This window comes from Paenibacillus piscarius (assembly GCF_022234545.1).
GTDB classification, from domain to species: domain Bacteria; phylum Bacillota; class Bacilli; order Paenibacillales; family Paenibacillaceae; genus Paenibacillus_AQ; species Paenibacillus_AQ piscarius.
In genome coordinates this window covers 85,199-109,987 of record NZ_JAIEUI010000016.1, presented here as the reverse complement: position 1 = coordinate 109,987, position 24,789 = coordinate 85,199, and the positions used below count along the sequence as shown (strand labels likewise).

Here is a 24,789-nt window from a genome sequence, read left to right as displayed (position 1 = left end):
TCTCTCTATCGCAGTATAGTACAGCCAGTACGCAGAAGATTCTCGTCCAGCAGGGCGGTGAACCGGTTCTTGCTGTCCTCACTCCGGTAAGCAAGGGCAGCGTACAGCTTGCCTCTGGCCGGACCGGCGGAACGGGAAGGGCCCGCAGGCTGGAGGGTGCCAGAGGTTAGAGGGATGATCCCTTCCCCCCTCTGCCGCAAGAATAACACCTCTTCCTCCGCAAGCCGCTCCAGCAGCTCCTCATACCGGACCGCGCCAAGGGTGGCCAGCGGCACCTGCAGCAGACAGGTATGCATCCCCTCCTGCCGGAAGCGGCGGTCCACCTGATGCTTAATCAGGCTCATTGATTTGCGGGCATTGATCTCCACCAGCGGCGCGAGGCTGCCGTCACGCAGCAGCATGGAATCCACGCAGACATCGCCGTAATAGCCGTCCGTATACAGCTCCCGCCCGATGCTGTGCATCGTCTCCCAGTACCCTTCCCGGTCCAGCTTCTCCAGCAGAAGCGGCTGTGGGGAATGGGATTCGCCGAAGGCGAAGCCCTGGTTGACGAGCTGCTGCGCGGACAAGATCGAGACCCGCCCTTCCGGATCAATGCGGAACTGGCAGGAGAAGTCCGTCTCCCGGTCCAGCAGCGGCTCAAGCACGAACCTGACCCGCTTGTCCCGGTTCCGGCTGGACTCCAGATATCCGGCAATCCTGTGTAATATACGCTCAGAATCGACCAGCTGATTGCCTTTGCCGGATACACCGTATTCATCCTTAATCAGGAAGGGCCCCCGCTCCAGCAGTGCTCCGCCGGCAGCCAGCAGCTCGTCCATGCTCTGGACGACATGGGCAATATTCGGCAGCCCTACTCTGTCCCGCATCGCCGCAGAGTAGGTCTTGGTATTCACCCTGCGCACGGTCTGCTCGTCCGGGAGAGCAGGCAGCAGCTTATATCTCCGGATCGCTTCATGCGTTCCGGGCAGCACGGCAAAAGGCTCAAGAAGAGCACCTTCCGGGATCAGCCGGTCAGGTTCTTGCCCGGCATCCATCCGGCCCAGCAGCTCGAATACATTGAGCGCCTCCTGAGCATTCTCCGGTGCCTCCGTCCCCAGAGTTAACGGACCCTTGTTGGTCCTGAACGAGTAACCCAGCGAATGCAGATAATCGTACTGGGCCTTATCCATCCCGTTGCGGGTTAACAGCACATCGCCGTCCCCGCAGAAGACGAACAGCAGCTCGTCCATCGCCTGCACAACGGCCATGGCCTTCCTGTCCGGAATCGACGGGAGCGCCGCCAGATCTTCCTCCCGCCAGTACCGTTCCGACTCCAGGCTGCCGCAATGCACCGCGCTGCTCATCTTACAGCCAGCCCCATGACATAATCAATGAACCGGTCCACCGACTTCAGATGCTCCAGATCAAAGGTCTCGAAATCGACTTCCACATCGAATTCATCTTCAATTCTTAAGATGAAGTTGATAATCTGCAGCGAGTCAAGCCCGGCATCCAGCATGAGATCCGAACCCCCGTTCAAGGTCTGAACCAGGCTAGGCTCCTCCTTAATTTCGGCGATAATTTCAATAACCTTCTGTTGCATGTCAAAGCCCCTTTCTGTAAGCATATTTTGGAATGAATAAGATGAATATACCAAAAAATGACCTGTTAATATATGGTTGAATGCGCCAAAAACTTCAGCTATACTTGGAGGGTTCCAGGTTTCCATCATAAGGAAAATGGAGGTTTGCTTATGGAGGTTTTTCCGGTCTTTACTGGGGAATATCTATTCGACTCCTGCTCGCCGCTGCACATGCTGCTGACGCAGGAAACCGTCACTTCCGTACGTCACCAGCACGATTTCGTGGAGATCGCTTATGTGATTCAAGGGGAGGGCATCCATCTGGCAGGCGGGGATACGATGCAGGTGAGGCCGGGGGATCTGTTCGTGATTCCGCCCGGTGTATCCCATGTCTTTCACCCGAAGGATCTGACCGGCGCTGACCCGCTGTGGCTCTTCAATTGTATGCTCAGGCCGGAGCTTGGCGCGATGCTTCGGGCACGGCCTGGTACGCTGCCTGAAGCCGGTCTGCAGGACAAGCTGCAGCCGCTGCTGCAGCTGCTGGAGGTGAAGCAGTGGTTCGGTTACCGGGAGCGCAGCCGTGAGGTGTCCCGGCTGCTCAGCCGGCTGCACCGGATACAGGCCTATGGCCCGCCGGAGGATCAGCAGCTGCTCTGCCCGCTGCTGTACGAGCTGGCGGCGCTGATTATGCCTGCAGCCAGTGTGCCTTTTGCCCCTCAGCCTGCGGATGATTATGATCCGCTGCACGACGTTATCCTCTATATGATCAGCAATTTCAGGGAGCGGATCACCCTCCAGGAGATCAGCCGGCAGATTGCCGTAAGCTCCCGCCAGTTCCAGCGGCTGTTCAAGAGCAAGACCGGCAGATCCTACATCCAGATGCTCCAGGAGATCCGCATGAAATACAGCTGCATCCTGCTGGCCTTCACGAAGCTGGGCATCCAGTCCGTTGCCCTGGAGGTCGGCATCTATGACATGAAATACTTCTACCGGCTGTTCCGTGAATACAGCGGAATGACACCGGCCACGTACCGTAGCCGGCTGCACAGCGACAATGATTCCGCGAAGGAGATGATGGGCAGTGCTGAGTATTGCCCCCGTTAAGAGCACCCCTTACCCTAAACTGCGCAGCTGTATTGATGATTGCATCCAGTCTGTCGCTGAATGGAAGGGAATGGACAGCAAATGTATGTACGGCCATGCCTGGCAGATGTCCTTCGCCGAAGAACAAGCGCCGGGCCAGCCGCTGGCCGAGCGGCTGGTGCTCCCGCGTATCGATACCGATGCCTTGTCTTCCTACCATGGCCTTATCTTCAATTACATTGAGCGGCAAGGACCCGAGCGCAGCCGCGGCTTCCTGCTGGACATGCTGGAGAGCCGGCTGTCTGCCGGAATGCCGGTGCTGGTCGGCTTCGATTCCTATGACTGCCCCTGGTGCGTTGCCTACCGCAGGCTGCATACCAGCCACGCCTGTCTCGCGGTGGGCTTGGACCGTCCCGGCAACCTCATCTATCTGACAGATGCCTATTATGACAAGCCGCTTGAAGCGGTAGACATCGATGTGCTGGAGCAGGCCTGCAACTTCTACGCCTTATTCGAGCTCTGTCCTCCTTCGCGTTCCTGTGCAGACTGGCAGGCTACACTTCAGGAGATGCTGGCCAGCCCGGCTGGTCCGGCCCAGCCCGGCGAGGTTGCCGCGAACCTCCAGGCCTATGCTGACGCCTATCTGGAGGCAGGGATCGGTAGTGATTCTTCCCCCGATGAAGACTCCCGCTTCAAGGTGTACGCGAACTCGCTGCCGATCAGCCGGATTCGCTTCGGGCTGTTCCTTGAGCTGCTGAACCGTGAAGCCCGGCTAACCGAGCTCGGCCGCTTATCCGAGAGCTACCTTAAGACCGGAGAAGAGTGGAATCTGCTGCATCAATTCATGCTCCAGATCAGAATGACCGGCAATAAGCCGTCAGCGCGGGCGAAGCTCCACAAGCGGATGGGCCGGATCATCGCACAAGAGGAGCAGCTGCTGGAGGAATGCATGCAGCTCGCGGTGCAGACTAGGACCTGCTTGTGAGAATACATCCGGCACAACCTGCGATACATGTACAGTCTATGTGACGTACACAGTCCAAATGTAATCGGTTTTTCGATTACATTTGGCTTACGTGCCGACTCCGGTCCCATTGTAATCGGTTTTTCGATTACATTTGGCTCACGCGCCGACTCCGGTCCCATTGTAATCGGTTTTTCGATTACATTTGGCTTACGTGCCGACTCCGGTCCCATTGTAATCGGTTTTTCGATTACATTTGGCCTACGCGCCGATCCCAGTCCCATTGTAATCGGTTTTTCGATTACATTTGGCCCAGATGCCTCAACCGCCGCCATTGTAGCCCATACTTCCCCAAACAAGAATAGCCTCAGAGCAAAGTCTCTGAGGCCTTCTTCAGCATACATCGCTATTCTATTCTGCCTAACCATACCTGTGCCGCTTTCGCTTGCGGCTGTCCGGGCAGACAATAAGGCTCCGGCTCAACGGCCGGCTCCCACGTGAAGTCCTGCAGACCGGGCACCGTTCCGTACAGATCCCGGGGGAACGTCTGGCTCCCGCTTCCTGCCTCGAAGGTATTATCGTAGAAATGCAGCGCATCCCGAAAGGCAACCACAAGCTGCGACTGGATGAAGTTCGGATGATAGAACCAGATTCGCAGATAAAAGGGTTCATTGAGACTCTCCATCTGCCGGGACCAGGAATGGTATACCTCGATCATCGCCTCCAGCAGCAGGCGGGAATACCACACTGGCGGATTGCGCCGGTTCAACCTGTAGAAGGGGTCGATCCACAGCTTCACATAATCCCGCTGCGTGGTTTGCAGCTCCTCCAGGTCGAGATGCATGAACCATTTTTTCCACTGGTCAATCTGCTTCACCCTGCGCTTCCAGCCGCGTATTCTCTTCTTGTTCGAGAGTAAGCTCCCCATCCTCTCTTCCCTCCTCTACCCCTTAGGTTTCAACTGCTTAATCACGGACATCATCAGAATAATCATCCCCGTGCCGAAGCCTGCCATCGATAAGGGAGCGAGGACAAACCGCATAATCTCCCCCTGCATCCAGAAGCTTGCCAGCATGATTACCATACAGATCACCGTGAAAATCCCGACCGTCAGCGTCCCCACGAAATCCGTCAGGCTATGATTGTCCTCACGCGCCAGTGTAATCCGGTTCTCCTTCAGCAGCGGCAGCTCCAGCAGCTTCGGGATATAGTCCTCCAGCCGCCCCTTCACCTTGCCCAACTGTTCCTTGACGATCTCTCCCTGATCCATCTGGTCTGCGAAGGACTGGCTCGCTGCCGATAAGGAGTACGACTCATCTACAGAGGACAGCGTTCCGTCCACGGTAATAATCGCCCGGAAGGCCCCGGCTACCGTCGGCTTCAGGGACATACCCAGCTCGGTAATCATCGACATCAGCCGTCTCATCATCACACTGGTCGGATCAGGGGAGAATGAGGCTTCGGACAAAAGCCTGCCGAGGCGCCGCTCGATCATCCGCACATCCAGCAGCTCCCCTTCTTCACAGACTCCGGTCAGGCCCTGAGCCATCTGCTTCGTATCCTTCCGGCTGTAGCCCATCAGGAAGTTGAGCATCCCGCCCCGCTCCTCCTCCGTCAGATAGCCCACGGAGCCGAAGTCAATCAGCGCCACCTTCCCGTCCTTGGTCAGCATTAGATTGCCGGGATGCGGGTCAGCATGGAAGATGCCGATCATCAGAATCTGCTGCAGGAACGCGTGCATGATCATTTCAGACACCTCGCTGGTCACCTTCTGAGTGAAGCGCTGCCCTTCAATATATTCCATGGTCAGAATCTGCTTGGTCGAATACTCGGCGTAGATCTTCGGCACTTGGATCGGAATATCATGCTCCTGGAACGCCTGGCGCAGCAGATTGGTATTCAGCGCTTCGATGTCGAAGTCGGTTTCTTCGATCAGATTCGTTTTGAAGCCTTCAGCGAGCTGGATTAAGCCGAGTCGCCGGATTTTGGCGGAGCGTTCGGAGAGCCGGGTCACGAATTGGATTAATAGATCCAGATCCACGCTCATCTTCTGCTTCACATCCGGCCGCAGGATTTTGACGACGACCTTCTCGCCCGTGGACTTCAGCCGCGCCAGGTGCACCTGCCCGATCGAAGCCGCTGCAATGGGCTCCATCCCGAAGTCTTCATACGTCTCCTCCAGATCGCCGATCCGGCTGTCGATGATCTCCTTCAGCTCCTTCCGGCTAAGCGGCTTAACCTGGTCGTGCAGGCTGGAGAACGCTTCGATGTATGGTGCAGGCAGCATATCCTTCTTCGTCGACAGCACCTGCCCGAACTTCACGAAGACTCCGCCCATGTTATCCAGAATGGCAGCGATCACCTGCGGCAGCTTCGCGTGATCCTGCTGGAGCAGATGATTCAATCCTTTGCGCGACGCGATCCAGAGCAGACGGATCATACGCCTGAAGCCGCGCACCTTCCCCATCACATACCCGAGCGGGTTCCCGGACTGCAGCAGCTTGAAATTGAACACGCTAAGCAGCATGTAGGTATAACAGGAGATAAATAGAATCAGCAGCGGATAGTAGATAAACATCACCCTGACCATCTCCGCTTCGGAGGGAACCACGGGCTGCTTGAAGTAGGTGGAGGTCAGAACCAGGGTTACGACGGATGTGCTGAATAGGATCGCCACCATCAGCTGGAACTGTTCATGCTTGAAGGTCCTGATGCTGCTTATGATGAAGTACAGAATGAACGCCACAACAATGATGCTGCTCATGTAGAATTGCTCCAGCACCTGAACGAGCATACTGACCGCCACCGCGCTGACCAGCGGCATCACGATCTTATGCTTCGCATTGAATATATAAGCAAGCGCTACGAACACACCGAAACACACAAGCATTACTATGAAAAAGAACATCCCCCAGCCCCCTGTATCCGCTTCAATACCCCCACTATAGCATACGAGGCTAAAGATGCGGAAACGGGAAAAAGGCGCAGCCGCGTTCACCGGTCAAACCGGGAAGGGTGCCGCGCCTTGCGCCTTGCATCTTACTGCCGCAGGCCCCGGGCTGTCTGCCCGCCTGCCTCTATTTCTATGAACCTGAATCTTCTGTTATGGCGTCTGCACCAGCACATTGTCGAAGGAAGCCGCTGCATTGAACGCGCGCAGGCCGAGGCCTCCACTGGCTAGACTCGCATCCACAAGGCTGAATCGCTGCAGCCCATCCAGATAGGCTGTGATTGTCGTGCCCTCGAATCTTAGCCCCAGGGTATGCCAGCTGCCGCTGTCTATGGTCTGGCTGACGCTGCGCAGGACCGTGTTCTGCCCGTTCACAAGCTTCAGCAGTTGAAGCTGTGCAGTCGTCCAGTTATAGCGCAGATAGTACATATTGTTAGCATCCTGATAACGCCCCACCAGTCCCGCCGACGGTGTAGCACCGCTACCAACGCCATCTATACGCATATCAGTTTTAACAAAATAATTACTCCAGCCGCTTCCGGCATAGGAAGCCAGCTGCAAGCCGTTCAGTCCGCCCGCGCGGTAGACTGACTCTGATACGCTAACCGTCCACGGTCCGCCTGCGGTGCTCCATCCGGCCGCTGCACCGCTGTCGAATGAATCGGCAAAGGCCGTGTTCCACAGCACAAGCTTGCTTATGCGCGTGTTGTTAAATTCCTGCGCTTCGGCAAGCTGTCCGCCAGCGTCTGCAACCGCCGTGACCGTGTAGGTTCCCGCCGCCGGAGGCAGCCAGCTCTGCGAGCTGCCTGCCGATACCGCGGCCTTTTCCCCAGGCTGAAGTGCAGGGAGCGATACCGTGGCAGCCAATGCCCCATTCACATTGAATTGCAGCACCGCCCCACTGCCGGCTGGAATGGCTGCCGTGCCCAGATTCTGCACCTCTGCCTCCAGTACCACACTGTCTCCCGTTGCCGGGTTATCCGGCGTCCAGCCAATCCGGTTCACCACGAGGTCCGGCTCGGCAGGGGTCCCGGAGGGACAGGTCGTAGTCCACGCTGCGTAATTATAGGTGCAGGTTCCGCTTCCCGTCTGAAGGGTCAGCACTCCCTGACGCTCCTGCTGCATCCACGGATTGTCGAGCAGCGGCCAGTTGGCGTAATCATAAGCGGCACCGTCCACACTTCGCGTTCCGCCGTAAGTGATCTTCATCACCTTGCCCTCCAGGTTCGTGAAGGTCAGGCTCGGATTTGCCGCAGACACGCCCGAAGCATCGACCGGCAGCAGCTTGACCGCATCGGCAAAGTCCTGCAGATCAATATAATCCGCCTCAGGTGCGGTCTCGATGATGATGCCGTTTTGCAGCGCCGTATTCTTGAACCACCGGTAGCGGCCATCATCCTCGAAGAAGGCATACGAGCCGGCCGTCATTTTCGCCGCGATATAGACCGGACCGGCATCCATGAAGATCCAGCCGTCCTGCTCCAGCACCGCGTTCAGCGCTGTTTTGGAGACCAGCCCGCGCAGGTACGGGAACGCGTCACTCGATTTCATTTTGACCACAGATACCTGAGTGCCCTTATACTGTAAGGTCTGCAGATTGCCCGTCGCCCCATCCACCCGGAGCTGTCCCTGCACGTTGGCATTCGACGTATCCTTGATCGGCTGATTGATGAAAAAGGTGCTGTTCGGCTGGTCCGACACCCACTTCACCTGTCCCTCATGCACCTGATCCCGGTAGAGCGGCCCGCCGCCGTAGCCATTGTAGGTACTGGTCACTCCATACTCCTTGTTGATGTAAGTATAGCGCTTGAAGCCTTCAGCGTTGTCGCCGCCCACATCCGAGGTCTCGCGGTGTACATAATCTGCCGTCCGCTCCAGCGCAGCGGCCGTCACCGCCGCCGGGGGACGGTAGCTGGAGATCGCCGCTGAGATCGCGAAGATGCCGTCCGGGTACCATTCGTTGTTCGATTCCAGGAAGCGCATGAAGGTGGCCGGCTGCTCCCCGCCGAAGTACAGCCAGCCCACAATCAGGCTCTCCGACGGATGCTTAGGCTCGAACTCCGGCGTGGACATGCGGAAGCTGGACGTCACATGATAGCCCTTCAGCCACTCCGGCGCCCACTGGGCCAGCAGCCAGTCATAGGTCAGCTTCGCCTTGGTGCGCATCTCATTGTCAGTAGCATGATCGATCAGTGACAGCAGGGCGCTGGTATAAGTGGGCATATAGGTGGACGAATCCTGCTCCATAATTCCTTCGCACGGCACCCGGTCGAAGAACGCCAGCAGCCAGTCCCTCCCTTTATTCGCCCCTACATGATCCGCCACCTCCGGCCACTCCTGCCCGGCTAAATAGCGGGCCACCGAATGCATCAGATGATGATTCTCCGTCGATCCGCCATCGTAAGCTCCGGAGGGATGCCCGCCGATGACCGTCTTCGCCAGCTCCCGCATCTCCGGGGTATACAGGTCCTTATACCGCAGATAGCTGTCCATCGCTGAATAGAAATCGAAGATATCGCTGGTCCGCGTAAGCGCCTCTTCTGCCATCTCCAGCCCCCGGCTGAGGTTGCCCAGCTCCAGGCTGGCTTCGGCAATCCAGGTATGATACTTCGCATAATTCTTATACCGGTTATCCACCCCGTTCTGGATCGGTGCCTCCTCCGGGGAATGCGTGTCGAAATACTCCAGCAAAGCCGCAGCCCTCGACTCAAAGGTTGATGCTGCCGGATCTGCGGATGCCCTGCCGCTTAGCGGCTGGCCTGCAAACTCCCCTACCGGGGCAGCGATCACATTCACCGTTAGCAAGCACACGACCCACCTCGCCAACACACTCCGCCACCTGTAACGTTTTTTCATCCTGATGCCCTCCTGTCCTTATGTGAAAGCGTTTACGCTATCTACCCTATCAGAATTCGCTGCCTCCGCACAGGAACGCATTTGTGTTATAGGGATACGGTGTTGGGGGAATCGAATGATTACATTTAGAGGAGCACCGATGTTATTCCAGGCCCTTAAGCGATTCGATCATGTTGATCCGGGTCACCTTGCGTCTAAGCAGCAGGTTAGCCATAAGGGTAAGCGCGAACGCAACTACTACCGACATCAGGAGGCTGGCAAGGCCTAATTGATCCGGGATTTGCTGGTGAGTGCTGGATAACGCCTGTACGACCAGTTCATACACATAGCCGCAGATAAGCAGGGCGAACATGACGGCCACCATGGTAATGATTATATTTTCCCGGACAATAAGCCGGTTGATCTGATTCCTGTAATAGCCCAATACCTTGAGCGTCGCCAGCTCGCGGTTCCTCTCATACATATTGATCGACGAGATCGTGTAGATCGCGCCGAAGGACAGGATCACCGCGCAAACAATAAACATAATGAAGACAAAGCTGTTTTGCTGCAAAATATAACGGCCTTCCTTCTCCAGCTCATCCTTGCCTGAGATCCCTTCCACCCTTGGATCTTTCCCGAACTCGCTCCGCATAACGGTTAGAGCCCCCGGAGAATCAGCCTCCACCAGCAAGGTGGAAGGAGTGTACACGACCCCGAAGCTTGCCAAGTAATCTGGCGTGATGTAAAAAGCCGGGCTAGAGTATTGTGTAGAAATGCCGAGCACCTTCATCTCTACCGTTTTGTTATCCAGCTCAGGCGCGGTAAATGCAATGTTTATAGTATCCCCCTTCGCAATACTATAATGGTCAGCATACGATTTGGGCACCAGTACACCATGGTCCTCCTGCTGCAGGGGATGGTCTTTGTCATCATAGAAATGAATGAGCCGGTTATCCCGCTCCGTGACGATCAGCTCCGCTTTTTCGGACTGCTGGTTCTTTTTTAGTTCAATCGGGAAGGCGGACAACGCATAGTGGCTTTTGATGCCTGAAGGAAGAGACTGTTCCGCCACAGCCTCCCCCGCTTTATAATCGACACGAAGGTCATAGGTGTACACCTGCCGGAACTGGCCGGCTACCTTTTGCAGGGAGGCTTGGGTGCCAAAGGCGGTGATTAACAGTACGGTACTGACCATCACCCCGGCCGAGCTTGCCAGAACCTTATATTTATTCAGAAAAATATTCCGCAAAATCAGCTTGTACCTGTACGGCAGCCGTCCCCAGAGACCCGGAATCCGCTCGATGAGTATGGGCCGTATGGATCTGGGCGGCTTGGGGCGCATGGCCCGTGACGCACTTTCCTTCAACAGGCTCCTTCCGCTGAAATAACAAGCGAACATCCCGAACAGGCTGGAGACGAGCATGGGCGGAAAGATCAGGCTAACCGGAAGGTCAAATTGTATACCCGGCAGGGTGAACGACCTTGCATTCGATACCGTAATCAGGGGCACAAATACAACCGCTGAGAGGATATATCCCAGAATCGAGCCTGCTACTCCAACCAGCACGGGATAACCCATGTAATGAAGCATAATGCTTCTCCGGCTCACACCGAGTGCCTTCATGATGCCGACCTGGTTCCGCTGGGAATCAATTATTCTGGACATGGCCAGGAATAAGATAATCGCTTCGATCAGGAAGAGCACCAGCGGAATGACCTTGCTCAATAACCCGTTATTATGGAGCGTGGCCTTCAGGCGTGAATAGCTGAACGAGCGTTCCTTGCTCTCTTGGCCCAGATATTGCAGTCCTTTGGACTTCTCCTCTATGGACTTGCCGATTTGATCCACATCATAGCCTTCCTTGGCATTTACCAGCAGTTCATTGTAGAAAAAGGCGCCTGCAACCTCAGGGATAGCCGCCTCGCCGACGTAAGCAATGCCCTCATGCTTATGGTCCTGTGTCTCATTCTTCTTCGCATGCTCCACATTTTCCCCTAAGCCGCTGATCCTGAAGGTCAGCTCTTGGTCTTGAACGCGGACCTTCACGTGATCTCCAACTCCGTAGTCGTGCTCGGCGGCATAACGGGAATCCAATATAATCTCGTTTGCCCCGGACGGAAGTCCTCCCTCCAGCATCGCCAGCGTGTTAATTTGATTATTCTCAGGGATGGAATGAATCCTAAGTGTCGAACGGTAGCCGTCAAAAGCCTCCGTGGCATTGAAGGTATACCTTCCCTCCAGCTTATGGATGCCCTCCACTTGGCTGAGCGGCGCGAGCCTCTCCGGCGGGAGCTTGGTGTAATAGAGGTTCAAATCGCTTAATGTGTGTTCAGCAAAATATGCCTTCGTATAATCATTCAAATGATTGCTTAAGGACGCCAGCCCTGTATAGAAAAAAGCACCTACTGCGACAATCAGCACGAAGGAGAAAAACTGACCCAGCGACTGTCTGATATCCCGGAACAGCTTGAACAGAAGCTTCATCTCACCACTCAATCCCTTCAGCACTTTGTCTGTGTTCATTCATCGTAATACTCTCAATTCTGCCGCTCTTCACCTTAATAATCTTGTCCGCCATCTGGGCAATCGCCGAATTATGCGTGACCAGCACGATGCATTTATGCGTCTCTCTGTTCAAGTCCTCCAGAAGCTTCAATACGGCTTTGCCTGTCACATAATCAAGTGCCCCGGTAGGTTCATCACAGAGCAGCAGCAGCGGATTCTTGGCAACGGCTCTGGCGATCGCCACCCGCTGCTGCTCGCCCCCGGATAGCTGGGACGGGAAATTTCGTTCCCGGCTGCTTAACCCCACCTTGTGCAGTATCTCCTTGGCATCCAGATGATCCTTGCATACCTCAGCAGCAAATTCCACATTCTCCAGTGCATTCAAGTTGGGAATGAGGTTGTAGAACTGGAACACAAAGCCAACCTTCTCCCCCCGGTAGCGGGTCAACTTCTTCTCGCTGTATTTCGTAATATCCTGGCCGCCTACAAGAACCTGGCCTGACGTAGCCGTATCCATACCTCCCAGAATGTTAAGAATCGTGCTTTTGCCGGCTCCGCTTGCTCCCAGTACAACGACGAACTCCCCTTCTGATATGGAGAAGTCTACACCGTCAAGTGCCCGGATGGTCACCTCCCCTACTTGATATTCCTTGGCTACATTCTTGAATTCTATCAGCTTATTCACTGCTGCTCCCATCCCCTCTGCTTCTCTGAAAGGTCTACAACCGCATGACTGGGGCTGTTATTTATGCCTTCAGTATGTTAGTATGTTACTCATGTAGCATACTGTAATACATGAAAGTTCCAGCTGTCAATATGAGCATTCCCGGTTCATCTGGAGCTATAATTCTGTGGATTGACAATTGGTTGTCCATCCTTTATGGTGGTATGTTATATGAGTAACATACTAAGAGGACGAATGGTGAAGCCATGACCATCACTTTTGACGATAATCTACCGATATTCCAGCAGGTCGCCCATATCATTGAGGACGATATTCTGAACGGCACATTTCAGGTGGACGAGCAGATTCTTTCGGTTGCCCAGTTCTCCCAGCTGTTTCAGATTAATCCGGCCACTGTGGTTAAGGGGATCGGCTTATTGGTTAACGAAGAGATTCTGTACAAAAAAAGAGGGCTCGGCATGTTCGTCGCGGCCGATGCCAAAGAGAAAATTCATATGAAACGCAGAGAACGGTTTACCAAAGAGCTCTTATCCGGGCTGCTGAACGAAGCCGACAAGCTTGGGCTGACCACCGGCGATATCATTGACATGATCACACAACTGAGAAAGGACTGAAATCCGTGAGTATAGCATTAGCTTGCGGCCGTCTGACCAAATCCTTCAGCTCTGCTCCGGCTCTGCGGGCGCTCGATTTACAGCTGGAAGACGGCGTCATTTACGCGTTACTTGGACGCAACGGGGCTGGCAAAACCACTTTACTGAATACCATTGCGGGTGGAATTGCGGCAGATTCCGGCACGATTGAAGTTGGCGGACAGCGGCTGCGCAGGGGAGAATTACCGAAGGACTTGTGCTATGTGCGCGATCACTACCAGCACTTCGGGGGAGCGAGAGTCACCGAAGCTTTGCAGACCGCGGCAGCCTTTTATCCCAGGTGGGATGGGTCTTATGCCCGCGAACTGCTTGACCTCTTCCTAATCGATAAGGATCAGAAGATCCGGCAGCTCTCCAGCGGGAACCAGTCACTGCTCCAGAATGTAATCGGACTGGCCAGCCGGGCGCAGATAACCTTATACGATGAGCCTGTGCTAAGCCTGGATGTGTTGATGAGGGAACGGTTCTACAAGGCACTTATGGAGGATTACGCCAATCATCCGCGCACGATTCTGCTGTCCACGCATTTGATCGATGAGATCGCGCCGGTCGCAGAGAGGATCATTATCCTTGAGTCAGGCTCCCTCCTGCTTCAGGAGGATATGGAGCAATGCCTCCAGTCGGCTTATCTGATCCGGGGACATTCGGAGGCTGTAGCTTCTTATACATCGGGCAAACGGGTGATCTACCGCGAGGACTACGGAAGAGGCACGCTTGCCGCTCTTTACGAGAAGCTGAGTGACAAGGATAAACGGCTGGCCCGTGAGCAGGACATATCGCTCGAAGCGCTGAGTCTGCAAAAGCTATTCCTGTATTTGATCGAGGGAGGTCTCTAGATTGAGTGCGTTGACCGTTCATCTTAAAGCAACCTACAGACTGCTTAAACTATATATCTGGCTGGTTCCGGTGATTATTGTGCTTGGCCGGACGACAGAACTTATAATTACCTTCCTGACAGATACGATGGGTGCCTCCCGTCTATCCGAGAGCAACATGCTTATTCTTCTATTGCCATTGTTCGCCGTCACGCTGCCGCTGAGCTATTACAAACGGATTGTTCATTTGGGCGCCAGCCGGATGCAATATTTCAGGGGGATGCATACCGTGTTTGCCGTCTGGGCGGCAGGTGTTGCCTTCATGAACTCCCTATGGCTCGCCGTGCAGGTCCATGTCTTTCACAATTATGATAATGTCACGGATCTGATCGCCGCCTTTCATTGGAACAATTATGGCTTTGCCGGTTCATTTCTGTATCAAACCGCCTTTTACCTGATGGCTATGGCTTTGCTGAGTATGCTGGTCTCGGGATTCTTCACCCCCGCAGGCTGGCTGTTGACTGTATTGATTGCTGCGGCTATTCCGGTCGGCACTGCCATCCCGGAGCTCCGGGTTCACGTGGCCGCCTTCTTCCGTACCCTGCTGCTGAACGATTCTCTGTTGCTTGGCACCGGCTTCAATCTGCTGCTTTATCTTGTTTTCTTAGCTGGCGGGTGGCTGTTTACGAGAAGACGGGTACATTGATGCAGGGTTCAATCCTATTGACACCTTCAAGAGTTCAATGTTAAGCTTCGGCTATAAAATTTGAGGAGGATGGCAGCCGATGATTCCACGTATATGGTAAGCACGTTCAACAAAAGCTGATTTCTCACCATGTGTGGGCTTTTTTGAGCTGCTTCTATTTACGTTAAGGACATTGGTTGCGATCCGCTACGGCTTATTTCACTATGCCCGGTTTCGCACTGTCCCAACATGTATTTGTTGCAGACCCAAGTCCATAACGGATTTGGGTCTGTTTTTATTTAGGGAGGGTACAAACTTATGAATACTCAATGGAAAAAGACGTTCGCCTTCATCTTCAGCGGACAAATCTTCTCGATATTAACCTCTGCGATGGTTCAGTTCTCCATCATCTGGCATCTGACTGAGACGACAGGGTCGGCTGCCGTGCTGATGCTGGCCGGCCTGGCCGGGTTCCTGCCGCAGGCGGTCTTAGGCCCGTTCATCGGTGTCTGGCTCGACCGGTGGAACCGTAAGCTCACCATGATCGCTGCGGACAGCGCCATTGCACTAACCAGTCTGATTCTGGGTGCATATTATCTATGGGGGGAGCCCAGCTTATGGATTGTGTATGCCATCCTGCTGATCCGTTCGGCAGCTTCGTCCTTCCATGCGCCATCGTTCCAGGCGGCGATTCCGCTGATTGCGCCGGAAGACCAGCTTACCCGGGTGGCCGGCTGGAACCAGCTGATCTTCTCCGCTTCCAGCGTACTTGGACCCGTGCTTGGAATAGCGGTATACTCGGCGACTTCGCTGGGAACCGTGTTGCTCTTAGATGTGGCAGGTGCCTTAATCGCTAACCTCATGCTTCTGTTCGTCCAGATTCGTCAACCGAAGCCGGAGAGCGTGGAGACCCCCTCGTTCCGTAAGGAGTTTATGCTAGGCTGGCGGGCCTTCCTGTCGCAAAAGTCTATTGTCACAGTAACGGTTGCCATGGCTGTCTTCAGTGTGGTATTCATGCCGCTGGCGATGCTGTTCCCCTTAATGACGCTGTCGCATTTCGGCCGCGGCGGCTACAGCGCCAGCCTGATTGAAGCCGTATTCGGGATTGGGATGATTCTTGGCGGTGCCCTGCTGTCAGTGCTTGCTTCCAGATGGAAGGACACCACCTACATGAGTCTGAGTCTGGTTGTGATCGGGCTCACCTGTGTCCTGAGCGGGGTGACCGGGCGCGAGGCCTTCCTTGCTTTTACCGTCCTTTCGTTCCTGATGGGTGCTGCAGCCCCCTTGTTCAACGGCCCTTACATGGCGATGATCCAGAAGTCTTACGAGCCTGAGCTTCTGGGACGCGTGCTCTCCTTCGTAACGAGTATCGGACTCTTGTCGTCTCCGCTCGGGCTTGCGCTGGCGGGACCTGTGGCCGACCGGTTCGGCGTTCCGTTCTGGTTCTTCTGGTCGGGCATCGTTGTGGTCCTGATTGGAGTATTCCTATTTGTCCGGTTTGCAGGGACCGGTGCAGACGAGCCATCTGCCAGTGAGTAAATGAAATGCAAATAGACCGTCCTTCCATGAGGAGGGGCGGTCTATTTGGCTTACTTCGTCGTTATTTCCCCGTCATGCCGCAGAGTTCCATCAAGTGTAGAGCGTAGCTCTCCCGGCAGTAAATAGTTGGATAATTGCTGCTTAATTCAACGGAATCTGATGATTACTGAGCAACAAGTGGAAAAACAGCATCTGCTATATCCGATTCTGCCGCTGCTAGCGAATTCGCGAAAAATTAAGTGCCATTTTTCCAACTGCTGGCGTCGTTCAGCCCATACATTGATTAGTAATTGGACAAAATCCAACTATTTCCCTCCATCATCCTCATCCTGACAGCCTACTCTCCCGGAGGTAAACATCGGCTGGATGCCGCGCATCACTCCTCAGACAGCCGCAGCCCGAGGCTGCCGGATGCTGTGTACCAGCCGCCTGGCTGCAGATTCGCTTCCTGTTCGAATTCTACCTGTATCCGGTTGCCCAGCTCGCCCAGGTCCCAGACCGATTCGTAGGCATCCGGCACCTCCAGCACCTGGCCTGACACCTCAATCGCCGGTGACTTCGCTATGGGCTGGCGGCTCCAGGTATTCCCCGGCTGACCTGCTTCGGCTGTGATCACCCATTCGATGTACAATTCGCCGCGCAGGATCCCTTCCGGCGGCAACTGCGGCGGCATTCCATCCTCCAGGTCTTCCTCCGGGTCGATATAATGTACCCATACCTCCTGCCCGCCCGGTGTTCTTACCAGAACGGACCGTTCATACCCTTGGCCGCCCATGCGAATTACCTTGAATTGCTGCTCCACGCTCTGCCTCCTCGCTTATTGGCTGCGGATGCCCCGCAGCTTACATTCCATCCCAGTTCTTCTTGTTCAATTATCGCAGGGATTGGGTAGTTCGTCATTTGTTTAAGACATTTTAGTGAAATGAGAGTAAGAACCAGGCATCATGGTATCAAGCAATCCATCTTTCACAATGACGACAATGCCCTTATTGGGGCCTTTCACGCCCTCCAAAAAATAAATGACTTTATTTGTACCAGGAATTTCTCTCCACTTACCATTGGCAACCACCCGTTTGGCTTGGGCGGTAAAGTTCTCAAACCCCTGAGGGGTCGGATCGAAGTCACCGGGCTTCATGCCGAGCCGTGCCTCCAGTGAGGGGATACGATTCGGCTGTGAGTAGGTGTATTCCAGATGATGAATTACACCTTGATTGACTCCGACATTAAGATTCCTCCACTCTGCCGCCGCCGGGCTGCCCAGCATCTCCGCGCGCAGCTGCTGCCCCGCTGCGGAGTTCAGCGACTCAGGACGCCCGTCACCCGGCTTGGCGCCGCCGGGACTGGAGTCCCCGTCGCCCTTGCCCGGGCTGCCGCTTCCCTCAGCGCCGTCCTTGCCGCGCCCGTTGCTGCCGTCACCGCCATCGCCGTCCTTACCGCGTCCGCCACTGCCGTGGCCCTCGCCGCCGTCACCACGTCCGCCGCGGCCTGCGCCGTCCGCGCCGTCATCCGCGCCGTGGCCCCGCCCGGCGCCGCCGTTCCCGCCGGAGCCGCGTCCGCCGCCCGCCGCCGCTTGGGCCTGCGGCCCGCTGCGCTCCGCGTCCACGCGGCCGCTGCCGGAGCCGCCGCGCCCGCCATGCGGCGCGGACGGCACTGCATCGTCCACGCGCCGTGCGCCGCGTGAGACCCATTGCGCCAGCTCATCCGTCTGGCGCAGCACACTGCCGCTGCCCTGCGGGAGCAGCCTAGCCAGCGGTACCCGGCTGAGCGCCAGGTCCGTAGCCAGCCCCAGCGCGACCTGCGGCTCCAGCAGCCGGGACGGCCGGCGGATGGTCGCCGCGATGTCATGGCCGCTGGCAGCGATGCCGGCCAGCGTCATCCCGTAGCCGATCGCAGGCAGGAAGCCGACGGCCAGCGTGGCGAGGGCCACGCCGCTGCCGACAATCAGCAGCTTCTCAGTACCGCTCAGCCGGTCCCACCAGGACTGCAACCGGTCGAACTGGCAGGCGAAGCAGGCCTCCGGGTTACCCGTAGCCATGCCTTGCCGCAACAGCGCCGCACCGGCTACAAGCGCAATCAGCGCCAGCGCTGCCGGAACAAGCACGGCCGTAAGCCGCCGCCGGCTGCGCTCCCGCTCCAGGCGGTCCTCTTCATTCCCTGAGTCACCGTAGAGCAGCTGGAAGCCCAGCTCGCGCCGTTCCCGGAAGAAGCTTAGCACCTGCATGAATCGCCCGCGCTCTCCCAGAGCGGTACGGAGGATACGGACAAACTCCCCGAAGGGCTGAATACTCCGCTCGCCCTCAAGCAGCGGCAGCGTACCCCTGTTCCGGTTCAGGTCCACATAATCATATATCACCGCCGCAAGAATAAGCAGCAGCAGGAGCGGCTCCACCCAGTAGCCGCCGCCAAGCGCGTCATGTAGTGACTTCATCCAGTCCGGTGCCCTGCCGGAGGAATTCCACACCATATGACTGAGCGTGACCCACAGATAAAACAGTACCGGCACAAGCGCAGCGGCAAGTCCCGCCCATTTACGGTGTCCGGCTTGACGGATGCCCCGCCAGAGACGAATTGCAATGCCCACTCCGAGCGACACCAGCGCAGTGGAGACAGCATGCCCGGTAGACATGATGGGACTGGTGACATGGCCGAAATATCCCGGGAACCAATCCCAGAATTCCCAGTGCAGCGTCTGTCCGAAAATGGAGAACCCATATTTTATGCTGCGGGCCAGCAGCCGCCGTCCCGCCTCCTCGACAAACTGAAACCCGGCCCCGGCTGCGCCGCCCATAAGTATGTAATCTGTCAGGCTTAGCGAGCGCGCTTTGCGGGAGAATAACAAATACACTACCACGGGCAGCAGCTTCAGCGCTTCCTCCACAATCGGAGTAACGATATAGGTGCTCCAGCCGTCGTACGTTCTGCCCCCGGCAACCGCATGGACCAGGGACATCGTCCATTGCGTTAAGGGAATCACCACATACGCTCCTGCCATATAGAAGCCCATGAACCTTTTCCAGCTCAGCGTCTTGCTCCGGCACAACAGCCAGAATTGCAGCAGTACATAGAATGACCATAACGCCTGCAGCGCAATTTTACGTACATCCTCCAACACAAACAGCCCGATCACGAGCAGCACCAGCGCGCACCAGATCAGCAGACCGTAGACTTTAACAATCCAAGAGTATTCCTCCAGCAGCTTGCGCACCTTGGCTGCAGCTGTATCCAGCGTGTGGTTGACGGTCTGCCTGCATTTCCTCCAAGTGATTCCCATCCTCTCTCTCCCCGCATCCGGCTTAAGCAGAGATTGCTGCTCTAAGATGTCTTTCCCGTATCCGTCCGTTGACTCTGCTTCTTTTTATTAACCGCCTTCCAGGCAAATGAACAGCCTCCAGGATTGACCTTTATACCCAAATTGCTCTTTCCCGCAAATTGCGTACTTGTGCATTCAGAATGGAAGAATCTATAATATACGCGACTAGGAATATTTACTTAATGAGAGGAGTTACGATATGGCTGATCCATCAAGCAGCAAGCATGTGTATATTGTTCATGGTTACGGGGCCACCCCGGCGAATCATTGGTTTGGCTGGTTACAGGAGCAGCTCGCGGCAGACGGGATCACGGCGGATATTCTCGAAATGCCGGCGCCCTTATCGCCTAACCTGCAAGAATGGCTGGAGCATCTGTCCCATGAGGTCAAAATGCTGACCCAAGACACCTATTTCGTTGCGCACAGCTTAGGCTGTGTCTCGCTGCTCAAGTATCTGCTTAAGACGAAGCCGCAGGAGCCGCTCGGCGGCCTGGTCCTGGTATCCGGCTTCACCAAGCCGTTACCCGATCTGCCAATGCTTGATGAGTTCACGCAGGAGCAGACCGACTACAGCGAGGCCGCAGCGCTGGCCCCCAGACGTGCAGTGATTGCCTCCAGGGATGATGCCATTGTGCCCGTCGCGCTCAGCAAGAAATTGGCACAAGTCATTCATGCCGATTTCCACGAGGTGGAGCACGGCGGACATTTTCTGGACAGTGACGGCTACACTACTTTACCTATTGCCTATGATGTTCTGCGCGATATGATGGGGCATGAAGCAAAGTAATCCGAGTATCTCTCGCCCAAGTCCTATCCTCATACGCGCTTCAATCGTCTGGCTCTGAGCCATAATCCGAATCCGATGAACAGAACCGTCGTCAACACGCCGGTGGTCGGGCTGAACCACAGCTCGCCTGCCGGCGTGAATGTAATGATCCCGGCAACCGATACCAGCAAGGTAGGTACTCCATCCTCCACAGCATGCATCATTACACAAGGCCACACCGATTGCGTAAGACGATAGATCTCAACGTACATGATGGACCATGCAACCATGAGCACACAGCCGATGAAGACATAGCCCCATCTCGTCGTAGTCCCGAAATAAGTATCCGGCAGGAAGACCAGATAATAAGCCGTATGCCACAGCGCCCAGACCAGACCGGACACGAGATAGATGATCCAGTCATTCAGCTTCAGCTCAATTAGTTTCGGAGTCAGATATCCCCGCCAGGCGAATTCCTCGAAGATGTTCTTAATAAAGCTGCCGGCGAGCGATACCCCGACCAGTGAGAGAACCGTATGTAGTTCGGCCTCTGAAGCGCTGGCGCTATTGAACAGCAGAGCAAGCCCCACCACAATAACCATGATTACCGGATAGACGGCAATGGCTGCACCGTACCACTTCCTGTTTGCTCTAAAATTGAACCTTACGCCAATATCCTTCCAATCGCGGTTCACCAGCCGCAGTACAAGCATGGCGATCAACGGTAATATCAGCCATAAGCCCATTCCCGGCGAATTCCCTTCCGGCTGATCCGGCAGCTGCATGTCCACCCATACCCCCATCCAGCCGCACGCCAGCACAATAACGATGAACAATAGAAGACTAAGCTTGGTTCTGCCTGCTGTCATATGATAATCCCCTCCGGGTTCAGGATTGCTCCGTTCTGCGCCTCGCTGTGCTGATGACATCCTCTGCCGCGCTGTTCAACAGCTGAATCATCTGCTCCTCCGTATAGTGGTCCGGCAGCAGCTCATTCGCAACCATCACACTCATCCCGACCTGGAACATCTTCATCTTGAGCAAAATCATCCCCAGCTCATCATCCGATAATCCGTTCAGATCCGGGTCCGTTCTCATCATCTGAATGAACCCTTGCGTCTGTGCCTCATCATGCTTCGCCTGACCGTTCTTCTTCATCACCAGATCCCGGAACAGCACCGGATACTCCCTTGCAAAACGTATGCTGGCCGCCCCGATATCATGGAACGGATGCCCGGAGTTCTGCTCCAGCAGAATCTGTCTGCTCACCGTAAGCGTTCTCTGATACACTTCCTCCACCAGCTCGCTAGCCTCCTTGAAATTGACATAGATGGGGGCGATGGAGCCCCCCAGCTTCTCCGCCACCTTACGGATGGTCACGGCATCCACTCCTTCGGTTCTCGCAATCTCGAACGCCGCATCGATGATTTGTTCTTTGGTGTACTTTTTTTTGGGTGCCACGGGCTTCCTCCTGAAGTTGAGCATTAATTAAATAACATATGATATATATCATATGATACACAAACTCCATTTCAAGTGTCAACCTGATCTTGGACGGCTTGATTCTCCTTTTAACAACTATTGTGTTCTGAGCATTTGTTCAATAGAATCAAACTATCAGCTTCACTCCAAAGAATAATGGAACACATCAGCGAAACTCACGTAAATCTCGGTAAGTTAAGTCATGCCCGGCCTAGACTCCAAATAGGAAAGGATATGGTCCTGTGCTAAGCCTTAAGCAACCCAATCTGTGGACAGAGGTGCTGATCTTTTACATCGTTACCTCCATCGGTTCGTTAGTTCTCGGGATTATTCAGCCCATGCTGGGCATCCCCGGAGTCGTGATTCAACTTACTCAGTTCGGTCCAACATTAGGGGTATTGGCGCTCTGTCTGCTCCGCTCTCTTATGAGGATGCCTTCCCTTGCGACGGGCAACCGGTTATGGCCCCACCAGCCGTGGAAGCTGGCCGCCGTTGCCGCTCTGAGCGCCCTCATAGTCGCTGCGGCATGGGTCTGGTATTCGCTTAACGGGCTTCCGATAGCGTATACGCCGCCCTCTTCCCTATCGCACCCCTTCTGGCTCATTGTAGTTGCACAATTCATTGGCGCGGCAGGCGAAGAGATTGGGTGGCGGTGCTACCTGCAGCCGATGCTGCAGAACTGGTTCGGCGTCTTGCCGGCCTCGGTCATTGTCGGGGTCCTGTGGGGAGTCTGGCATATCGGTATTTTTGCCGAGGGCCCGGGGTATGCCTTGCTGTTTATTCTGTTTGCCGTCTCTATTTCGGTTATCCTTGGCGAATTGCTCCGTGATGCCAGGGGCGGAAGGCTTCTTATATCCACCACCTTCCATGCACTCATCAATCTGGGCCTGCTGATCTGGTTCAACGAAGAAGACGGCAACCGCCAGGCCATGGGTACTTTAGCCGTGTCTTGCACATTATTGGCAGTCATCCTTATAGTTGTAGGGAGAGCGGTGCGGAAGAATATCATCACATCATGAAGGAGGCTGCGGCCCGTGGCATTTATCCCGTTGAATTGTCCCAATTGCAGCGGAAGAATTGAATACAAGGAAGGCGCGGTTCTCAAATGTCCTTATTGCCAGACCGAGCTGCTGCTGAAGCAAAATAATGTCTACTATGTTGATCAGACCATTAACCATTATCACGGAACACCTCCTCCCAAGGCCGCGCCGAAGCCGCCCGTTTCCGTCTCCATCCCCATAAGGCTGGTGCTGGTCCTGCTGCTGGTGCTGGGCGGCGCTATCGGTACATATTTCTATTACAGTCTCAGCTCTCCGCAGCAGGCAACCAAGGCGACTCAGTCTGTACGGACGATGCCCGAGAGTGAGGTGCTGCTCACCTTCCTGAGGGAGATTATCGGTAAAGGTTCTGCCCTGCCGACCGAGGAGGAGATTGCCCGTTTGCGTTATCTGAGCGTGGATTATACAGACAATGACCATTGGGAGTTCACCTACAGCTTCTCCGATCCGTTCAGCGATGCGCAGGCCGAGAAGCTCACTTATGTGACCCAGGACAAGCGGCTGAATTCCCAGCGGATTGACCAGCGGGACTTTGAAGCGTTCAAGGGGCTGACAGCACTCTACCTGAACGGAACCTATGAGATCTCCCAGACCGAAGAGACCACGTTCGCCCATATGCCCGGACTCAAAAGCTACGGCGGCGCCTTCAACGAATCGTTCAGCGCGTTCTCCGGCTACTTCGGCGATAAATCCAAGATTACGGAGCTGTCCACTCAGCTGCGGAGCAATCAGGAGCTGGCCCTGCTGCTGGACTTCCCTAATCTAAGCTCACTGTCCATTACCTATGCGGATGAGTCTGTCACCGACTTCCATCTGCTGAACAAGCTGCCGCTGAAGTCTCTGTCGCTGACCTATGTCAACGACCTGGATTGGTTGTCATCCATGACCGGGCTGTCCTCCCTGGCGATTCATTACAGTGAGGTCACCGACTTGCAGCCGCTCTATGCGTTAACCGGGCTTCAGCAGCTTCGGTTGTCTTTCCTGACGAATGTGAAATCTATCGACTTCGTGCAGAACATGCCTGCTCTGCAGACGCTCGATCTGGAGAATTTGAATTTCTCCAGCCTGGAGCGTCTGACCGGCAAAACCTCCATTACCTCGCTCCGTCTGGCTTCCTTAAACCAGCTAGGCTCGGTAAAAGCGGTGAACAGCCTAACCTCGCTGCGGGATTTCACCTTGACGGGTTATTACGAGAAGCCCGATGCGGTTATCCTGCCGGGTGCCAAACGGGTGGAGATTCCCGTCTCCTTCCTCTCCGGGCTGAAAGCCCCTGCGGTTACCAGCCTGACACTGCGGGGCGGGAGCGGGGAGCTCAGCATGGCTGAGCTGAAGAAATTCCCGGAGCTTGCAGAGCTGTCTCTCTGGGAGAGCGGCGACATCATCCAGCTTCGTGCGCTGGACAGTTTGCCCAGTCTAAAGACACTGAGTATCTATGATTCATCGCTGTATTCAGAGAGCGACGCCTTGTTCAGCCTGAAGCAGGTGAACACGCTGGTCTGCTCGGAATGCCGTCTGAATTTCAGGCAGCCCGCAGCGGCAGTGAACAGCACGCTTGAGCATTTGACCTTGGACCGGCCATACTTCTCCAGAAACAACGACTCTGTTAGTGAGGTTGACCAGATCATGCCTTATTTCGCGAACCTGACTGCTCTGCGGTCCTTCACCCTGCAGGACAACAACCTGGCCTCACTTGCGTTCATGAGCAAATGGCAGGCCATCGAGGAGCTTCATCTGGAGAACAATGCGATTTCCAATATAGAGCTTCTGAGTAAGCTGCCTAACCTGCAGCAGGTGTTCCTGACCGGCAATTCCGTGGGAAATACGTCGGTGCTTGATGCAGGCGTACAGGTATATTAATTCTTTTATTTACAATCAATAGACCGCTCTCCTT

At 55.3% G+C, this 24,789-nt stretch carries 20 protein-coding genes; 9 read left to right on the top strand and 11 right to left on the bottom strand.

Annotation, left to right across the window (positions count from 1 at the left end; translation table 11 throughout):
* Positions 1-5 precede the first annotated feature (5 nt).
* Together K1558_RS22715 and K1558_RS22710 are read right to left on the bottom strand one after the other, a co-directional pair.
* Positions 6-1,346: an ATP-grasp domain-containing protein gene (locus K1558_RS22715; protein ID WP_238653963.1), complete on the bottom strand. Its 1,341-nt coding sequence runs from the start codon at positions 1,344-1,346 to the stop codon at positions 6-8.
* A complete protein-coding gene (locus K1558_RS22710; RefSeq protein ID WP_238653961.1) occupies positions 1,343-1,585 on the bottom strand; it encodes an acyl carrier protein in 243 nt (80 codons plus the stop codon). Before K1558_RS22710 ends, K1558_RS22715 begins: the two co-directional genes overlap by 4 nt.
* Positions 1,586-1,735: 150 nt before the next feature.
* On the opposite strand from K1558_RS22710, the gene K1558_RS22705 reads away from it, so the two are divergent.
* The gene (locus tag K1558_RS22705) at positions 1,736-2,668 is read left to right on the top strand and encodes a helix-turn-helix domain-containing protein (RefSeq protein WP_238653959.1); all 933 of its coding nucleotides are present in this window, start codon (positions 1,736-1,738) and stop codon (positions 2,666-2,668) included.
* Complete coding sequence (locus tag K1558_RS22700) at positions 2,646-3,632, top strand: hypothetical protein (protein ID WP_238653957.1); 987 nt, start codon at positions 2,646-2,648, stop codon at positions 3,630-3,632. The genes K1558_RS22705 and K1558_RS22700 overlap by 23 nt, the downstream gene beginning before the upstream one ends.
* 385 nt (positions 3,633-4,017) lie before the next feature.
* Here the strand turns inward: K1558_RS22700 and K1558_RS22695 are convergent, their stop codons facing one another.
* The 5 genes from K1558_RS22695 to K1558_RS22675 all read right to left on the bottom strand — a co-directional run bounded on the left by K1558_RS22695 (position 4,018) and on the right by K1558_RS22675 (position 12,590).
* A complete protein-coding gene (locus tag K1558_RS22695; RefSeq protein WP_238653955.1) occupies positions 4,018-4,539 on the bottom strand; it encodes a hypothetical protein in 522 nt (173 codons plus the stop codon).
* A 15-nt stretch (positions 4,540-4,554) separates the two neighbouring features.
* The gene (locus K1558_RS22690) at positions 4,555-6,519 is read right to left on the bottom strand and encodes an ABC1 kinase family protein (protein ID WP_238653953.1); all 1,965 of its coding nucleotides are present in this window, start codon (positions 6,517-6,519) and stop codon (positions 4,555-4,557) included.
* Between the two features lie 195 nt (positions 6,520-6,714).
* Positions 6,715-9,417 carry a CARDB domain-containing protein gene (locus K1558_RS22685; RefSeq protein WP_238653952.1) on the bottom strand — a complete coding sequence of 901 codons (2,703 nt, stop codon included), beginning with the start codon at positions 9,415-9,417 and terminating at the stop codon, positions 6,715-6,717.
* A gap of 142 nt (positions 9,418-9,559) precedes the next feature.
* Positions 9,560-11,884, bottom strand: a complete 2,325-nt coding sequence (locus tag K1558_RS22680) for an ABC transporter permease (protein ID WP_238654090.1) — start codon at positions 11,882-11,884, stop codon at positions 9,560-9,562.
* 1 nt (position 11,885) lies between these two features.
* On the bottom strand, positions 11,886-12,590 hold the full coding sequence (locus tag K1558_RS22675) for an ABC transporter ATP-binding protein (protein WP_338019723.1): 705 nt from the start codon (positions 12,588-12,590) through the stop codon (positions 11,886-11,888).
* Between the two features lie 245 nt (positions 12,591-12,835).
* On the opposite strand from K1558_RS22675, the gene K1558_RS22670 reads away from it, so the two are divergent.
* The 4 genes from K1558_RS22670 (at position 12,836) to K1558_RS22655 (ending at position 16,282) form a co-directional block, all read left to right on the top strand.
* Entirely contained in the window at positions 12,836-13,204 is a 369-nt protein-coding gene (locus K1558_RS22670; protein WP_238653950.1) for a GntR family transcriptional regulator, read from the top strand.
* Between the two features lie 5 nt (positions 13,205-13,209).
* Positions 13,210-14,079 (top strand): ATP-binding cassette domain-containing protein, encoded by an 870-nt coding sequence (locus tag K1558_RS22665; protein WP_238653949.1) that lies wholly within the window; start codon positions 13,210-13,212, stop codon positions 14,077-14,079.
* Between the two features lies 1 nt (position 14,080).
* Positions 14,081-14,764 (top strand): hypothetical protein, encoded by a 684-nt coding sequence (locus tag K1558_RS22660; protein ID WP_238653948.1) that lies wholly within the window; start codon positions 14,081-14,083, stop codon positions 14,762-14,764.
* A gap of 297 nt (positions 14,765-15,061) precedes the next feature.
* Positions 15,062-16,282, top strand: a complete 1,221-nt coding sequence (locus K1558_RS22655; protein ID WP_238653947.1) for an MFS transporter — start codon at positions 15,062-15,064, stop codon at positions 16,280-16,282.
* 376 nt (positions 16,283-16,658) lie between these two features.
* On the opposite strand, the gene K1558_RS22650 is transcribed toward K1558_RS22655, so the two are convergent.
* Positions 16,659-17,084: a hypothetical protein gene (locus K1558_RS22650; protein WP_238653946.1), complete on the bottom strand. Its 426-nt coding sequence runs from the start codon at positions 17,082-17,084 to the stop codon at positions 16,659-16,661.
* A gap of 102 nt (positions 17,085-17,186) precedes the next feature.
* Complete coding sequence (locus K1558_RS22645; protein ID WP_238653945.1) at positions 17,187-19,553, bottom strand: PrsW family intramembrane metalloprotease; 2,367 nt, start codon at positions 19,551-19,553, stop codon at positions 17,187-17,189.
* A gap of 238 nt (positions 19,554-19,791) precedes the next feature.
* On the opposite strand from K1558_RS22645, the gene K1558_RS22640 reads away from it, so the two are divergent.
* Positions 19,792-20,379 carry an RBBP9/YdeN family alpha/beta hydrolase gene (locus tag K1558_RS22640; protein WP_238653944.1) on the top strand — a complete coding sequence of 196 codons (588 nt, stop codon included), beginning with the start codon at positions 19,792-19,794 and terminating at the stop codon, positions 20,377-20,379.
* Positions 20,380-20,408: 29 nt separating this feature from the next.
* Here K1558_RS22640 and K1558_RS22635 read toward each other — a convergent pair whose 3' ends face one another.
* Entirely contained in the window at positions 20,409-21,227 is an 819-nt protein-coding gene (locus tag K1558_RS22635; protein ID WP_238653943.1) for a CPBP family glutamic-type intramembrane protease, read from the bottom strand.
* A 19-nt stretch (positions 21,228-21,246) separates the two neighbouring features.
* Positions 21,247-21,819, bottom strand: coding sequence for a TetR/AcrR family transcriptional regulator (locus K1558_RS22630; protein WP_238653942.1), 573 nt, complete (start codon positions 21,817-21,819; stop codon positions 21,247-21,249).
* Between the two features lie 263 nt (positions 21,820-22,082).
* Between K1558_RS22630 and K1558_RS22625 the strand changes: the two genes are divergently transcribed.
* On the top strand, positions 22,083-22,859 hold the full coding sequence (locus K1558_RS22625; protein WP_238653941.1) for a CPBP family intramembrane glutamic endopeptidase: 777 nt from the start codon (positions 22,083-22,085) through the stop codon (positions 22,857-22,859).
* Between the two features lie 15 nt (positions 22,860-22,874).
* Positions 22,875-24,755 carry a leucine-rich repeat domain-containing protein gene (locus K1558_RS22620; RefSeq protein ID WP_238653940.1) on the top strand — a complete coding sequence of 627 codons (1,881 nt, stop codon included), beginning with the start codon at positions 22,875-22,877 and terminating at the stop codon, positions 24,753-24,755.
* Positions 24,756-24,789 lie beyond the last annotated feature (34 nt).